Here is a 14,691-nt window from a genome sequence, read left to right as displayed (position 1 = left end):
GATTAAAACCAGCTATTTGCTGGTTTTTTATTTTTTCCATTTAGGTTTTGAGCTTGAGACCATAAAGTTAAACCTGCGCTGGCTTGCCACATCTATCTTATTGAAGTAAACACATAAAAGTTCGACATCACAACTGCTATTCATTTATATTAAAAGCCTATTTTAAAAAATAAAATGAAGACTATGGCATCTACCCTTTTAAAAAGCGCTAGCCTAAGCTTGCTAGTTGCACTCTTTGGCTGCTCAGAGCCTGCTAACGAATACTCTCCTCTAGAAACACCCTCTGGCGTAAGCCTAAATAACGTTAAACAGCATATTAAAACGTTAGCCTCTGACGACTTTCAAGGTCGCGGCCCACTTACTCATGGTGAAGTAAAAACTGTGGGTTACTTAAGCGAGCAATATAAAGCGCTTGGTTTAACAGGTGCTTATAAAGGCAAATACTTACAGCCGGTAAAAATGGCGATGGTGACGGCTAATCAAAATATGCAGTTAAACGTGGCTGATTTAAGCTTTGTTGCGGGTAAAGACTTTACTGCACGTACCGAGCAACTACAGCCAGTAATAGATTTGCGAAGCTCTGATATTGTATTTGTGGGCTATGGTATTAATGCACCAGAATATGGCTGGAACGATTATAAAAACATTGATGTTGAGGGTAAAACGGTTATCGTATTGGTAAACGACCCTGGATTTGCGACTCAAAATGATGCGCTATTTACGGGTAACGCTATGACCTACTACGGTCGCTGGACTTACAAATATGAAGAAGCAGCACGCCAAGGTGCCAAAGCGGTATTTATTGTCCACGAAACAGCCCCTGCCGCCTACCCTTGGGGCGTAGTTGAAAGTTCAAATACAGGTACTAAATACACCTTAATGGATAACAATTTAAACGCCTCTAAATTACCTGTTATGGGGTGGCTAACTCTTAATGCTACTGAGCAAATTTTTAATGCTGCAAAGCTTAACTATCAAGATTTAAAACAAAGCGCTCTTAATGATGACTTTAAAGCCACATCACTTAATTTAAAAGCGGATCTTTCGTTTAAAAACGAAGTATCGCATGCCAAATCACATAATGTAGTTGCTCAAATTACTGGTAGCGAATCACCAGACGAGTACGTGGTTATAAGCGCACATTGGGATCACTTTGGTACAAAACAAACCGATAGTGGCCCTAAAATTTATAATGGTGCGGTAGATAACGCTTCAGGCACAGCTGCAACACTTGAAATTGCACGCATTATGATTCAAATCCATCAGCAAACACCGTTTAAACGCTCAATTATTTTTGCCAACTTTACCGCAGAAGAAACGGGGTTAATTGGCTCGCAAGAATTTGCCTCGGGTGCGGTTATACCGACCAAGCAGATGGTAGGGCTATTAAATATTGATGGTATGAACGTACTTGACGGTACTGATTATATTTTGCAGTACGGCAAAGACTTATCAACAATGGAAAGCTATTTAGCAAAAGCCGCTAAAGCGCAAGGCCGCGTTGTTAAAATGGATCCTCGCCCGCAAAATGGCTTGTTTTTTAGATCTGATCATTTCTCTCTTTCTAAGCAAGGCGTTCCTAGCTTATTGTTTATGAGCCTTGGCGATACCGACCCTGATTACATTGCGCATAAATACCATAAAGAAGCCGATGATTACTCGCCAAAGTGGTCTTTAGGTGGCGTAAAGCAAGATATAGAGCTTATTGTTGATATAGCTTCCCAACTTGCTAATAACGGTGACTGGCCTAAATGGACTAGTGACTCAGACTTTAAAGCAAAACGCGCACAAGATAAGCCATAATAAACAAGCTTAGCAGTTTTAATTTTATATAATAAAAATCCTCCTATTTGGAGGATTTTTGCTTTAAGCGCGCTCGCATTAATAGGGTTTCAGCCTTAGCGCCTAAGTAAACATAAATAGCTAATGCAATTAAAAGCCCTACCACTGCTAACATCATCGCAATAGCCGGCATTAGGTATTCAGCCTGTCCCAGCGCCGCTTTAAACATAGTTAATAGCGCCTCAATAGATATAGCGATTAGCACAGTAGATATAAACCGGGTAATGGTGCGCCGTGTTGATGAATGCCTAAAAATATCCTTGTGCATTAAAATTTCTTCTTCAAGTATCGTTTTACCTAAATCAAATACTGCTAACGCAAGCGTGATATAAATAATGATACTAAAAGGCTCTAAGGGATCTGATGATGTGTCTACATGAGTTAGTAATGCATATATATCGCTAAAAACAATATTTAGCAAAAATAACACAAGGCCAAATAAGCACGCCACAATAACACCGTACCCTGCTTTAAAGTAAGGTGACATATTAGCGCGTGCAGTATCCCCCATAATAAACTCTATAAGCTGCGTTAAACTTACATCAACCACTAAATAGTGATGATTATTAATAGGTTTTTTAAGTTCTTTAATTGCCGATATACATAAATGATGCGTTGCAATCGAAATGTAAGGATCGGTAAAGCACACTGCATCATTCGCTTTTGATTGTAAAAAGTAAGGGCGCTCACTTAAATCTTGTTGGTTCCCGCTTGCGCCTAATTTTTTTGCATACGCGCGTTTAAAACATACATTATTGCCTTGCTGCAAGCCTTGTTCATTTAAGCAATATTGTAATTCTAAAAATGGATACTGCTTTACAAGATAACGAGTATCTCGCTCTTTAGTTAAGCCATCTTCAATACTCATTAAAATTGATTCGAGCAAGCTATGTATTACATGCTCATACTCGTGGTAACGCTCTACACTACTTATATAACTCATTCGCGCCATATTTTTACACTCATAGATTAACTCTGTAAGTAGCTAAGCAAGTTTAAAACCAAGTATTAAAAGCAAGTATATTCAATAACTTATATTTTAAATAAGCTAACGGTTGCACTCCTTTGGTGACAAATCAGATTAAATTCTTCTTTAACGCACAAAAAAAGCAGCTAAGTATTAATTACTTAGCTGCTTTGTGAGTATGACCGGTTAGGTTTTTAATGCGCTTAATATAGAGCTAATTATTGAACCTTTGAAAACTCTTCTTTAGATAACTCGCCATTTCCATCTGCGTCTAATTGATCAAATAACTGCACTAGTTGAGAATTAACTTTTGCTTCTGTTTTGCTAATAACACCATCGCCATCAGCATCAAAAGAGCTAAAATCTACCGCAGCAAAAGCCGCTGAAGAAGAAACAAGTGCCGCAAGAGCTAGCGTTTTATGTAGTGTTTTCATAATCATTTCCTTAGGCGTTAAGCCTGATTAATGGGTAAGAAGTCCTTTTCGAAGATCCTTTAGGAGTCGATTTTGTATAAATTAATATTCAAAAAAATCGTTTTCAGTGAGGCCATCATGACTTTGCATATTTAGTTGTTCCATCAATTGCTTTGTTTGCACTTCGTTTTGAGATTGTAAAGCCTGCTCGTGTGCATCGAGAGTTTTAAAATCTGTATTTGCAAATACCACTGATGATGAAACCAGTGTTAAAAGAACGAGGGCTGATTGCAGCTTTGTCATAATTAAATCCTTCAATTACATGCAAAATCTAAATAGCTCTAAAAATTTGCTCTATGTTGGTCACTATTCACTTCCTGGTTATTCTTTTTAATAGGCTCCCTTGCCTATTTAGGTTGTCTTTGGCAACTCAGAATTTAGATCGCATCATAGAGCATTAGCTGGTTTTAACTTATGCCTTAGAAAACTCATCTTGTGATAACTCACCGTCTTGGTTTGTATCAAGTTCTTCAAATTGGCCTAAAAGTTCTGCATCTACTGATGCTTCGGCTAGGCTAACTGCGCCATTACCATCTGTGTCTAACGTATCAAAATCTGTTGCTGCAAAAGCCGCTGATGAAGAAGCTAAAGCCATTAGTACTAATGTTGACTGAAATGTTTTCATAATCGTATTCCTTCATTGGGTTGTTGCGATTAAGGCCAGAGGCTTTCATCACGTTTTGCTAATTACATTTAAGGTATTACAACTTCGATGCCATTTTTTATTTTTTATTTAAAAACATACAGTTAAGCTAAAAACGTATCGAAAAAGCATTACGATGGGAGTAATTTTGTTGCTTTTTAGCAACAGCATTCAGTAGGGTTATAAATACATCAATTTAATCAATAAGTTATGATTAATAAAAAAGACACAATAAAGCTAATTACTAACTAGAATAGATAATTTAATGGTTATGAGAATAAACTTACTATGAACAGAAAAGTAAACGGAATTTAAAGCGTAAAGTTAATATACTTAAGCTATTGAAATATAGTGCTTTATAAATAATTTAAAAATAATTTATCGAGATTTTAAGAAATATTTAGAAAAATATGGTTTTGTTGCCAAATGGCGAATTTTATTTGGGCCGCTGTATTTAAAAAAGAAATTTGCAAAGCCTAAGACCTATTAAATCCTCTTTAACATTATGTTTTTTGTAGGGAGTTTAAAATGCAGTACCACCGGTAAAAGCCTTTACTCCGTGGCTTTGCTTATACAATAAATGTAAAGGTTGAATGCATGGAAGCTATTTCCAGCCTTGGCACCACTTTTGAGGGTCTTTTAAATCGCGCCAACTAATTGGGTATTGGTTTTTAGAAAATACCGACTCAGTAACACACGCAATTACATTAGCATCTTCGTCGTATTCAACTTCGACAATAATAAAGTGTTTTTCTTTATTAATGGCTGGTGTTGCGGTCCACTTACTATTAAGTAGTTTTTTTGGGTTTAATTTATTCATCATTTTAAATAATCGTTTTTTTAGTAATACGGCCTAATCCATTGTTTAGCTCAACAAACAGCTAGGCCGTATATATATTACTTAGCTAAGCTTAAGTTACAGAGCAATCAACTTACCTTTATACATTTGCATTTGGCAATGAAAGTCGTATTCGCCAGCTTTTAGTGCAGGCAAGGTGATTTTATTATCATCTCCCATTGCCAAGCTTTTGCTTATATCAAGCGCTGGAAATACAACGGTTTCGGCGCATGGCGCACTGTCTTTTCTATTAAAAGTAAGCGTGACTTGTTTATTGGCCGCAACTTTTATATTACCAGGCTGGTACACGCCGTTATCTACCACTATGGTGACTGTATTGTCATCAGTTTGAATTTGCTTTGGTTTATATAACCAAAACCAGTAAATAATGGCAGCTATTACAATGGCGCCGAGTATATTAATCATCAACATAATTTACTCCCTAGAATTTATTAGGCTTAAAAAAGCGTAAGCGGTTAGCGTTAGTAACCACCGTTAACGATGAAAGCGCCATAGCGGCTCCCGCTACCACAGGGTTTAATAACAAGCCAAAAAATGGATAAAGCACGCCTGCCGCAATAGGAATACCCGCTACGTTATATATAAAAGCACCAAACAGGTTTTGCTTAATGTTACCAATAGTTGCACTGCTTATCGCTATTGCATCAGCTAGGCCATGGAGTGAGCCTCGCATTAACGTTATATCTGCACTTTCTATAGCTACATCTGTGCCAGTACCAATTGCAAAGCCTACATCCGCCTTAGCAAGCGCAGGAGCATCGTTAATACCATCGCCAGTCATACCAACAATCTCGCCCTGCTGCTGACGTTTACTCACTTCGTTTACTTTGTCCTGTGGCAAAACTTCAGCTATAAAATCATCTATTCCTACTTTTTTGGCAACCGCTTGTGCTGTCGCTTTGTTATCACCTGTTAGCATAACAAGGTGAACACCTTTATGTTGTAGACGTTTTATTGCCTCAGCAGAGTCTTCTTTTATCGGATCGGCCACCGCAATTAGCGCCATTAGCTGGTTATCACAAGCAAAATACATGGGCGTTTTAGCCTCTTTTGCAAAGCTGTGTGCTTGCTCAGTAGCCTCACCAACAGCAATCTCGTACTTATCCATAAGTCCTTTATTACCAAATAACAAAGGTTGCCCATTTACCTTACCGCTTACACCTTTACCGGTAATGGCGTCAAAGTCAGTAACCTTACTCAACGTTACGTTTTGTTTTTTAGCATGCTGCATAATAGCCTCTGCCAGAGGGTGCTCAGAGCTACTCTCAAGGCTTGCAACTAGCTGCATAACGTTGTTTTCATCTGCGCTATTAAATGTAACAACATCTGTTACTTGTGGTGCACCTTGCGTGATAGTGCCGGTTTTATCTAAAATCATGGTGGTTATTTTAGAGGTGGTTTGCAATGACTCGCCATTACGAATCAAAATACCCGACTCAGCCGCTTTACCAACGCCTACCATTACCGACATAGGCGTTGCTAAACCAAGCGCACACGGGCAAGCAATTATAAGCACAGTGGTAAGCGCGACCACTGCATAAGCAATCGAAGGCTCTGGGCCAAAGTTTAGCCATGCGAGCGCAGCTAATATGGCAATAATCATCACTGTGGGTACAAATATACCCGAAATAACATCGGCTAAGCGCCCTATTGAAGGCTTTGAGTTTTGTGCCCGTTTTACCATATTAATAATATTAGCAAGGGTGGTTTCGTGGCCAACATGCGTGGCTTCAAATAATAAAGTGCCACTTTTATTTATGCTACCAGCAACAACTTTATCATCGGCTTGTTTGCTTACAGGCATAGGTTCACCTGTAAGCATTGACTCGTCAACACGGCTACTACCTTCAAGTACATTGCCATCTACCGGTATTTTTTCGCCAGGGCGTACGCGCACGTGATCGTTTTTTTGCACATCATTTATATCAATATCTTGCTCTTGCCCCTTGCGTACAACACGCGCAGTTTTAGCTTGCAGACCAATTAAGCGCTTGATTGCCTGCGAAGTGCGCCCGCGAGCTTTTACTTCAAAGGCAAGGCCTAAACTAATTAAACCGATGATCATCGATGATGCTTCAAAATATACGTGTCTTGCCACTTCAGGTAATAAACTAGGTGCAATTACCACAAACATTGAATATAACCACGCAGTACCTGTACCAAGTGCTATTAACGTATCCATATTTGCAGCATGGTTTTTAAATGCCTGCCATGCACCTCTATAAAACTGCTTGCCCGATATCGCCATTACCACAAGGGTAATAATGCCTACAACAAACCATGCAATACGCTGCGTTGTTGTCGATACACTCATATCAAAAATAAGGCCGTAAACCATTAAAGGTACACCTAAACCTAAGGCAAGCATCATATTTCGCATGAGTTTTTTGTAATGCGCATCATCCGATTTAGCTTTTTCGTCAAGAGCGTCTTGATCAGATTTATTACTCATAGGTTTTGCGCCATAGCCTATGTTTTCAACCGCTTTTATTAGTGTGTTTTGCTCCGCGCTTCCCTCTACTCTTACTGTACGCTCTGCAAAGTTCATTTCTACATTGTTTGCGCCTTGCACACTTTTTAGGGCTTTTTCTATTTTAGCAACACAGCTGCCACAATTAGCACCTTCAATCATAAAGTTAAGTTCGGTGTTTTTGCTGCTACTCATCACGCACCTCTATTTTTACAGGCTTTGGAATAGGATCGACAAATGTTTCTATTAAACTGCATACATCACTTGAAACAGCACCATCGGCAGATGCATCCCATTGTTTTAGTGCCGATTGCATACGCGTACGTAATTTAAGCGTTTCTTGAAACAGCACTTCTGTTTCTTCTAAACGCTTGGCTATAATCTTACGCGTAAGTGGGCATGGGCAATTGCCTTGCACTGACTCACCAATAATATGTTGCACATCTTTTATAGAAAACCCCAATTGGCGAGCGCTTATAATAAATTGTAACCGCTGTTTGTCTGCCTTGGTATATTGCTGGTATCCATTGTTTTCACTGCGTATTGGGTTTAAAAGACCCACACGGGTGTAATGACGAACGGTATCAGGCGTCACATCCATTAATTTGGCTAATTGTTTTACATACATAATTTAGCTCCGTGGAATTTCAATAGATCAATAATAAACCTATGTGCAACACATAGGTCAATAGAGGGAGCATTAAAGCATAATTTAAATTTACTGAAGCTGATTTAGCGCAAAAGTAAAAGCGCTCTGACTAGAGCGCTCAAATAAGAGGGATAAAAGTATTAGGGGCTATTGTTCTTTAATACTTTAATTTAAATTAACAGCCTCTAGTTAGCTTGCTCGCGAGAGGCTTTTAGCTCTTCACTTAGCTTGCCTGCTATATCTTGAATTTTTGGCATTGCATCTTGTATTAGACTTTGCGACATTTGCATCGATTCTTGCATTACTACAGGCATTTTTTTAAGAATTTTTTGCCCTGTTTCTGTCTTATAAAACGCGAGCATGTCGGCAATTTCTTGCTCATTGAAGTGCTTGTCGTAAACATTTACCATCATAGGCTGCATTTTTTCCCAACTCATTTCAGATTTAAGCACATTAGTCATATCTGCATAGTATTTATCAAAAATAGCTTGCTCAGAAGGTTTAACGCCCATTTGAGCAGACATATTTTTCATCATGCCCTCAACTTGCCCATACATAGAATCAACCATCGCATCCATGTTCATTACGTTAATTAGCTCATCTATTTTTTGCTGCTTAGTGTTTTGCTCTGCATATAAGCTGCTTGAGAAAATCAACAAAGACAAAAGTAGTGCTTTACCCATAATAATATCCTTTAATTAAATAGTGAGTTTATAGTCACATGATTATTTAGCATTGTAAATGATACTAACAATTACAAAAAAGGCCGAATAAATACAATTTATTCGGCCTTTTTAATACATTACTACCCTAATTATCTTCTATGTTATCAAGCCCTTTTGTGCCTTCTTTAGCTTCAAGTTTATGATGAATAGCCGATTTTATTAGCATATAGCCACTGATTGGTGCGGTAATTAATAAAAATATGGTAATAAGTATTTCTTTAACGCTTAGCCCATGTGCTGAGCTTGCAAAATAAACCATTGCGGCAATTAAAATGCTTGCCATACCTAGCGTTGTAGCTTTAGTTGGCCCATGTAAGCGCATAAAAAAGTCAGGTAGTTTAACTAAGCCTACTGAGCCAATTAAAATAAATACACCACCAAATAACAATAATATTGATACAATCCATTCGCTGATCATGTTTTTACCCTATTCAATTATATCGCCACGAAGTAAATACTTACACACCGCAACCGTACTTATAAAACCTAGCATTGCTATCAGTAATGCAGCCTCAAAGTAAAGTCCTGTTCCCATGCTTATACTATACAAAATAATTAGTGCTATTACGTTTATATACATAGTATCGAGCGCTAAAATACGATCGGGCACTGATGGGCCAATTATAAGGCGCCATAAGTTAAGCAATAGCGATAAACCAATCATTGAAAAAACAATGAGTAATACGGTGTCTAACATTTAAATATCTCCTTTAATGGAGCTTCATAGCGTTGTTTAATTTGTTTGATAAGTGCTTCTTCATCTTTTAAGTCGAGCACATGTATCAGTAAATAGCGCTGAGTTGGCTCTTCACCTTCTGCAAGTGATTCAGGTATAGGATACACTTCGGCGCTTACCGTACCTGGCGTTAATGAAACACAGCTAGCAAGTATAGTAATTGGCATATCGTGCATTAAATCTATAGGCACTTTCACAAAAGCTGGGCGTAACTTTTTAGCTGGGCCCATTATTAATAATGCCACTTGTAAGTTAGCCACAACAATATCGTATAAAACTATAAGCAATTGTTTCAACGCAAGACCAGGCTTCAAAATAAGAGGCTGAGGGTCACGCAAAGAAAAGCTAAGCAGCGGTATAAATATGGCAAAAAGAGTTGCCAGTACCAAATGCCCTGCCGATACACTGTTATTTAGTAACAACCATATTAAAAATAAAAATAAACTACGAAAAGGCGTTGGTAGCCAACGATAACGGGCTTGTAATCTCATTACGCACCTCCTCTAATTACAGCGTTAATACCACCGCTAATATCGTGCAATTGCGCAGCCGCGCCAAGCATGTAATCGGTAATAGGGCCACCAAATATAACCATTAATGGTGAACACGCTAATAGGCTTACAATTATTATTACTTGCAATGGATGTGCATTTTCTCCATCTGTATTTTCATTTTTTTTGTCTTTACGCTCCCAAAACATGGTGGTTCCGGCACGCGAAAGTGCAACTAATAATACAAAACTCGCAAATAAATAAACAGGCCAAAACAGCCACGCTTGTTGAGCATTTAAAGTTGTTTTAAGGATCCACACTTTTCCAACAAAACCCGAAAGAGGTGGCATTCCAACAACCGTGAGTACTGCAATTATAAAGCAGCCGCCTAATAAGTAAGGCTGTGTTACAGCTCGACCAGCAACGAGCCTGTCGCCCACTTTACCGCGTTGTGTAGCTATTAAATCGGCTAATAAAAATAAAGCGGCACATACAAGTGTTGAGTGTACTAAGTAATACAGTAATGCAGCTGTTGCGGTTACGTTTTGCAGCGCAATAAGAGCGACTAACGTACCAACCGATACAACCACTAAGTTTGCAGTTAACTTTCGTAAATCTTGAGCAGCCATTACACCAATTGCACCAACAATTATGGTCGCAATGGCCAAGCCCCACAGCCACGGTTGTGCCATATGCTCGAGCTGTCCAGCTTGTTCGCCAAATATTACGGTGTAAACACGCAACATGGCATATACACCTACCTTGGTCATAATCGCAAATAATGCAGCTACAACAGGCTTTGCGCTAGCATAAGTATTTGGTAACCATAAATGTAGTGGCAGTAACGCTCCTTTTAAACCAAATACAATAAGTAGTAATAATCCCCCTGCTTTAGCTAAATAAACATCATCGCCCGACAGTTGCGATACTTTTAAAGCCATATCAGCAATATTTAATGTACCAAGTACACCGTATAAAATACCTAAGCCAATTAAAAATACACTTGAGCCAACTAAATTTAATATTACATATTGCAAAGCCGCACGGGTATTTTGTTTGTCACCGGCATGCATCAGCAAAGAGTACGAAGCAATAAGTAGTACTTCAAAAAATACAAATACGTTAAATAAATCACCGGTTAAAAATGCACCATTAACACCTAATACTAAAAAGTGAACCAATGGGTGAAAAAAGTTACCTTTAGCATCATCGCCAGCACAACTATATAAAATAACGCCTAAGCCTAGTAGCGATGTAAGTGCTACCAACAATGTAGAAAGCATGTCGGCTACAAGTACAATACCAAATGGTGCAGACCAGTTACCGATAGCGTATACGTTTATCCCTGTATTATGTACATGCAGTAAAAGCAGTACACTAACAGCAAATGTAATAATAGCCATAATAGACGAGGCTATGCGACGAATTGGTAAGCTTTTACCACATGGAGGCAAAAGTAATATAACCGCTGCCAGCATAGGTAATAAAATAGGTAAAGAAGCTAAATGTTGAATCATTTTTGCTCCTTAGTATCTGCCGGGCTTTTAACTATGTGACCATCTACGTGATCACTTCCTAAATCTGCACGACCACGAATAGCTAAAATAACCACAAATGCAGTCATTGCAAAGCCAATTACTATGGCCGTAAGTACTAACGCTTGAGGCAGCGGATCAGCATAATCGGCACCGGTACCCAGTACTACTGCTTTATTAATCGTTAAACGACCTGCAGAAAATAAAAATAAATTAACGGCATATGAAATCATAGTAAGCCCAAGTACTACAGGGAATGTGCGCGCTCTTAATAATAAAAAGATCCCGCAACTAACTAATACTCCAACGCAAGATGCGTACAATAATTCCATTAAATATTTACCTCTTTCTTCTGGGTCTCTGCTGTCATGTTCCCAAGGCTTGCCAAAATCATTAATGTAGCGCCTACAACGGTTAGATAAACACCTAGGTCAAATACAATCGCGCTTGCGAGTTCTGTTTTCCCAATAAATGGAATATCAAAGTAGTCAAACCAAGTAGTTAAAAATGGTTTGTCGAAGAACCAGCTGCCCACGCCTGTAAATAAAGCAATACCAATACCAGAAGCAATAATTTTACGGTAGTTAACCCCAAATCGCTCGCTGATCCACGCAGAGCCATGTGCCATGTACTGTAAAATAAAGGCAATTGATGTCACTAACCCAGCAATAAAACCACCACCAGGTAAGTTATGACCACGTAAGAAAATATACGCTGAAACCAGTAATGCAAGTGGTAATAAACTGTGTGAAATACTGGCAAGCAATATAGGGTGACGTTCTCGTGCCCAAGGGCGTCCTTCACCGTCACTCGCTGGCATAAATAATGGAATTCTAGACAGAACTTTAAATATCCCGAGTGCAGCAATACCTAACACTGTAATCTCACCAAGCGTATCAAAGCCCCTAAAATCCACCAAAATAACGTTTACTACATTGGTACCACCACCGCCGGTTTTAGCGTTGGCGATAAAAAAGTCTGAAATAGATTCTAATGGGCGCGTAAGCAACGCATAACAAATACTCGCAATCACCACACCTAATGTAGAGGCTATTCCTAAATCACGTAAAACACGCAGTGAGCTTGACTCTTTAGGCGTATATTGCGGTAAAAAGAATAGCGCCAGCATAAGTAAAATAACGGTTGCTACTTCCACTGTTAATTGGGTTAGGGCTAAATCTGGCGCCGAAAAGCGCGTAAACGCAACCGATACCATTAACCCCACAATAGAAATCATTAATAACGCAACTACTCGAGAGCGGTGCCAAATAACAGTAGCCAATGCACCAATAATTAGTAAAGCAGCCCCTATCGCATTGTGAACATCAACAGGGGTTAGCGCCATTGTTCCGGCTAACTCTTGCATTTCAAATAGTGGCCAGCCAGCGCACAGTAATACTACGCCCAACATAACAACTAAATAACGCTGTAGTGAGCCGTTTTCTATGTGATTAATTTTAGATTGGCTCCAAGCAATGACCGACAGCACTGCGCGCTCAAAGGTTTTTTTAGCATTAAGCGGAGGTAATGAGGCCTGAAACTGGAACAAGTATTTGCGATTGATATAAATAAATAAACCGCCAGCCACTGCCATTGCACTCATCAGTAGAGGTAAATTAAAGCCATGCCATAAAGCAACTTCGTAATCTGGCATCGCTTTGCCTAATACCGCTGAAGATGCCGCAGATAAAATACCGCCAACAATAAAGTGCGGGAACATACCAACAAGTAAACAAATTACAACAAGGATTTCTATAGGTACACGCATATAACGTGGCGGCTCATGTGGCATACGAGGTAAATCAATTGGGTCGCCGTTAAAAAACACATCATGAATAAAGCGCGCAGAATACGCGACCGAAAACGCACCAGCAATTGTCGCAAGCACAGGAATTAGCCAAGACATTGAGCCTAATACTTGTTGATGTAATGTTTCGGCAAAAAACATTTCTTTTGATAAAAAGCCGTTAAGTAAAGGTACACCAGCCATTGATGCAGCTGCGACCATTGCGAGTGTGGCTGTATAGGGTAAAAATCGCCACATACCATTGAGCTTACGCATATCGCGCGTGCCGGTTTCGTGGTCGATAATACCGGTTGCCATAAATAGCGACGCTTTAAAGGTCGCATGATTTATAATATGAAAAATTGCAGCAACCGTTGCAAGCTCAGTATCAAGCCCTAGTAAGAGTGTAATTAAACCAAGGTGGCTAATTGTTGAATAGGCCAGCAGCCCTTTTAAATCGTGTTTGAATAGCGCTATGTAAGCGCCAAATAATAAAGTAGTTAACCCTGTTAAGCCCACCAAAATAAACCAAGTGTCAGTACCAGCTAACGCAGGGTAAAAACGTGCTAACAAAAATATACCGGCTTTAACCATTGTTGCCGAGTGTAAATAAGCACTAACAGGCGTCGGCGCAGCCATGGCATGAGGGAGCCAAAAATGAAACGGAAATTGCGCAGATTTAGTAAACGCACCAAGTAATACGAGTACTAAGGCAACTTCGTATAAGTCGTGCGATTGAATAATGGCCTTACTTGCTAGAATAACATCAAGGTCGTAACTTCCAACTATATCTGCTATTAGCATTAAACCAGCTAGTAACGCTAAACCGCCGGCTCCTGTTACAGCCAGTGCCATGCGCGCGCCCTTTCGCGCTTCTGACTTATGCCACCAATAACTGATCAACAAAAATGAACTTATGCTGGTTAATTCCCAAAATAACCAGAGCTGAATTACATTGTTAGACATTACAATGCCTAGCATAGCGGTCATAAACAACATTAAATAGCTATATAGTTTAGCCATTGAGTCATTAGCGCTGAGGTAGTAACGCGCGTATAAAATAACGAGCAAGCCAATGCCTAAAATCATAAACATAAACAATAAGCTAAGGCCGTCTAATCGAAGGGATAGATCAAGCCCTATAGTAGGGATCCAAGACAATGAGTAACGGATAGTTTCACCCGCTAAAACTGCTGGTGCATGATATAAAGTAATTCCCAATGCAGTCAAAGGTGCCAAAACCGTTAAGCCAGCGCTTTGATTACGAGATAATTTACCTGTGCATGCAGAAATAACGCTGCCAATTAAGGATAGCAAGGGTATCCAGAGCAAAGTCATAGTGTAGGGCCTTTTATTATCATAAGTTTATCAGGGCATCCCTTTTTTGGTGACTTAAAGATGCTTTTACTGCCTGTTTTTAAACGACATTAATAACTATAGTTATACTGAAAAACACTGATTTTGTCTACGAAAAGCGACTTTACATGGCTATTTTTCAAACAAGTTAAAACAATT

16 protein-coding genes are annotated in these 14,691 nt (G+C 39.1%); 1 reads left to right on the top strand and 15 read right to left on the bottom strand.

Annotated elements, in window-relative coordinates:
- The first annotated feature begins 183 nt into the window (after positions 1-183).
- Positions 184-1,803: a M28 family metallopeptidase gene (locus ATS74_RS02875; protein ID WP_058547425.1), complete on the top strand. Its 1,620-nt coding sequence runs from the start codon at positions 184-186 to the stop codon at positions 1,801-1,803.
- 43 nt (positions 1,804-1,846) lie between these two features.
- Here the strand turns inward: ATS74_RS02875 and ATS74_RS02870 are convergent, their stop codons facing one another.
- The 15 genes from ATS74_RS02870 to ATS74_RS02800 all read right to left on the bottom strand — a co-directional run bounded on the left by ATS74_RS02870 (position 1,847) and on the right by ATS74_RS02800 (position 14,514).
- Complete coding sequence (locus tag ATS74_RS02870; RefSeq protein WP_058547424.1) at positions 1,847-2,794, bottom strand: EAL-associated domain-containing protein; 948 nt, start codon at positions 2,792-2,794, stop codon at positions 1,847-1,849.
- Positions 2,795-3,027: 233 nt separating this feature from the next.
- Positions 3,028-3,243: an EF-hand domain-containing protein gene (locus tag ATS74_RS02865; RefSeq protein ID WP_058547423.1), complete on the bottom strand. Its 216-nt coding sequence runs from the start codon at positions 3,241-3,243 to the stop codon at positions 3,028-3,030.
- Positions 3,244-3,324: 81 nt separating this feature from the next.
- A complete protein-coding gene (locus tag ATS74_RS02860; RefSeq protein ID WP_058547422.1) occupies positions 3,325-3,525 on the bottom strand; it encodes a hypothetical protein in 201 nt (66 codons plus the stop codon).
- Between the two features lie 169 nt (positions 3,526-3,694).
- The gene (locus ATS74_RS02855) at positions 3,695-3,907 is read right to left on the bottom strand and encodes an EF-hand domain-containing protein (RefSeq protein WP_058547421.1); all 213 of its coding nucleotides are present in this window, start codon (positions 3,905-3,907) and stop codon (positions 3,695-3,697) included.
- Positions 3,908-4,529: 622 nt separating this feature from the next.
- A complete protein-coding gene (locus ATS74_RS02850; RefSeq protein ID WP_058547420.1) occupies positions 4,530-4,745 on the bottom strand; it encodes a TIGR02450 family Trp-rich protein in 216 nt (71 codons plus the stop codon).
- Positions 4,746-4,841: 96 nt separating this feature from the next.
- A complete protein-coding gene (locus ATS74_RS02845) occupies positions 4,842-5,195 on the bottom strand; it encodes a cupredoxin domain-containing protein (RefSeq protein ID WP_058547419.1) in 354 nt (117 codons plus the stop codon).
- Positions 5,196-5,205: 10 nt separating this feature from the next.
- Entirely contained in the window at positions 5,206-7,449 is a 2,244-nt protein-coding gene (locus tag ATS74_RS02840) for a heavy metal translocating P-type ATPase (protein ID WP_058547418.1), read from the bottom strand.
- Positions 7,442-7,882: a MerR family transcriptional regulator gene (locus tag ATS74_RS02835; RefSeq protein WP_058547417.1), complete on the bottom strand. Its 441-nt coding sequence runs from the start codon at positions 7,880-7,882 to the stop codon at positions 7,442-7,444. The genes ATS74_RS02840 and ATS74_RS02835 overlap by 8 nt, the downstream gene beginning before the upstream one ends.
- A 206-nt stretch (positions 7,883-8,088) precedes the next feature.
- The gene (locus tag ATS74_RS02830) at positions 8,089-8,586 is read right to left on the bottom strand and encodes a DUF2059 domain-containing protein (protein ID WP_058547416.1); all 498 of its coding nucleotides are present in this window, start codon (positions 8,584-8,586) and stop codon (positions 8,089-8,091) included.
- 127 nt (positions 8,587-8,713) lie between these two features.
- Positions 8,714-9,046, bottom strand: coding sequence for a Na+/H+ antiporter subunit G (locus ATS74_RS02825; protein WP_058547415.1), 333 nt, complete (start codon positions 9,044-9,046; stop codon positions 8,714-8,716).
- A 9-nt stretch (positions 9,047-9,055) separates the two neighbouring features.
- A complete protein-coding gene (locus ATS74_RS02820) occupies positions 9,056-9,325 on the bottom strand; it encodes a K+/H+ antiporter subunit F (protein ID WP_013464545.1) in 270 nt (89 codons plus the stop codon).
- A complete protein-coding gene (locus ATS74_RS02815; protein WP_058547414.1) occupies positions 9,319-9,855 on the bottom strand; it encodes a Na+/H+ antiporter subunit E in 537 nt (178 codons plus the stop codon). Before ATS74_RS02815 ends, ATS74_RS02820 begins: the two co-directional genes overlap by 7 nt.
- Positions 9,855-11,372, bottom strand: a complete 1,518-nt coding sequence (locus tag ATS74_RS02810) for a monovalent cation/H+ antiporter subunit D (RefSeq protein ID WP_058547413.1) — start codon at positions 11,370-11,372, stop codon at positions 9,855-9,857. The genes ATS74_RS02815 and ATS74_RS02810 overlap by 1 nt, the downstream gene beginning before the upstream one ends.
- On the bottom strand, positions 11,369-11,722 hold the full coding sequence (locus tag ATS74_RS02805) for a Na+/H+ antiporter subunit C (protein WP_058547412.1): 354 nt from the start codon (positions 11,720-11,722) through the stop codon (positions 11,369-11,371). The genes ATS74_RS02810 and ATS74_RS02805 overlap by 4 nt, the downstream gene beginning before the upstream one ends.
- Positions 11,722-14,514, bottom strand: a complete 2,793-nt coding sequence (locus tag ATS74_RS02800) for a monovalent cation/H+ antiporter subunit A (RefSeq protein WP_058547411.1) — start codon at positions 14,512-14,514, stop codon at positions 11,722-11,724. Before ATS74_RS02800 ends, ATS74_RS02805 begins: the two co-directional genes overlap by 1 nt.
- Between the last annotated feature and the right edge of the window lie 177 nt (positions 14,515-14,691).

The organism is Pseudoalteromonas sp. H103 (genome assembly GCF_001469205.1).
GTDB lineage: Bacteria > Pseudomonadota > Gammaproteobacteria > Enterobacterales > Alteromonadaceae > Pseudoalteromonas > Pseudoalteromonas carrageenovora.
This window is presented reverse-complemented; position numbering and strand designations above follow the sequence as displayed.

What these genes read in the sequence shown, in the direction of transcription:
- ATS74_RS02875 (WP_058547425.1), top strand. Translation starts at nt 184, where the DNA reads ATGGCATCTACCCTTTTAAAAAGCGCTAGCCTAAGCTTGCTAGTTGCA.
- ATS74_RS02870 (WP_058547424.1), bottom strand. Translation starts at nt 2,794, where the DNA reads ATGGCGCGAATGAGTTATATAAGTAGTGTAGAGCGTTACCACGAGTAT.
- ATS74_RS02865 (WP_058547423.1), bottom strand. Translation starts at nt 3,243, where the DNA reads ATGAAAACACTACATAAAACGCTAGCTCTTGCGGCACTTGTTTCTTCT.
- ATS74_RS02860 (WP_058547422.1), bottom strand. Translation starts at nt 3,525, where the DNA reads ATGACAAAGCTGCAATCAGCCCTCGTTCTTTTAACACTGGTTTCATCA.
- ATS74_RS02855 (WP_058547421.1), bottom strand. Translation starts at nt 3,907, where the DNA reads ATGAAAACATTTCAGTCAACATTAGTACTAATGGCTTTAGCTTCTTCA.
- ATS74_RS02850 (WP_058547420.1), bottom strand. Translation starts at nt 4,745, where the DNA reads ATGAATAAATTAAACCCAAAAAAACTACTTAATAGTAAGTGGACCGCA.
- ATS74_RS02845 (WP_058547419.1), bottom strand. Translation starts at nt 5,195, where the DNA reads ATGTTGATGATTAATATACTCGGCGCCATTGTAATAGCTGCCATTATT.
- ATS74_RS02840 (WP_058547418.1), bottom strand. Translation starts at nt 7,449, where the DNA reads ATGAGTAGCAGCAAAAACACCGAACTTAACTTTATGATTGAAGGTGCT.
- ATS74_RS02835 (WP_058547417.1), bottom strand. Translation starts at nt 7,882, where the DNA reads ATGTATGTAAAACAATTAGCCAAATTAATGGATGTGACGCCTGATACC.
- ATS74_RS02830 (WP_058547416.1), bottom strand. Translation starts at nt 8,586, where the DNA reads ATGGGTAAAGCACTACTTTTGTCTTTGTTGATTTTCTCAAGCAGCTTA.
- ATS74_RS02825 (WP_058547415.1), bottom strand. Translation starts at nt 9,046, where the DNA reads ATGATCAGCGAATGGATTGTATCAATATTATTGTTATTTGGTGGTGTA.
- ATS74_RS02820 (WP_013464545.1), bottom strand. Translation starts at nt 9,325, where the DNA reads ATGTTAGACACCGTATTACTCATTGTTTTTTCAATGATTGGTTTATCG.
- ATS74_RS02815 (WP_058547414.1), bottom strand. Translation starts at nt 9,855, where the DNA reads ATGAGATTACAAGCCCGTTATCGTTGGCTACCAACGCCTTTTCGTAGT.
- ATS74_RS02810 (WP_058547413.1), bottom strand. Translation starts at nt 11,372, where the DNA reads ATGATTCAACATTTAGCTTCTTTACCTATTTTATTACCTATGCTGGCA.
- ATS74_RS02805 (WP_058547412.1), bottom strand. Translation starts at nt 11,722, where the DNA reads ATGGAATTATTGTACGCATCTTGCGTTGGAGTATTAGTTAGTTGCGGG.
- ATS74_RS02800 (WP_058547411.1), bottom strand. Translation starts at nt 14,514, where the DNA reads ATGACTTTGCTCTGGATACCCTTGCTATCCTTAATTGGCAGCGTTATT.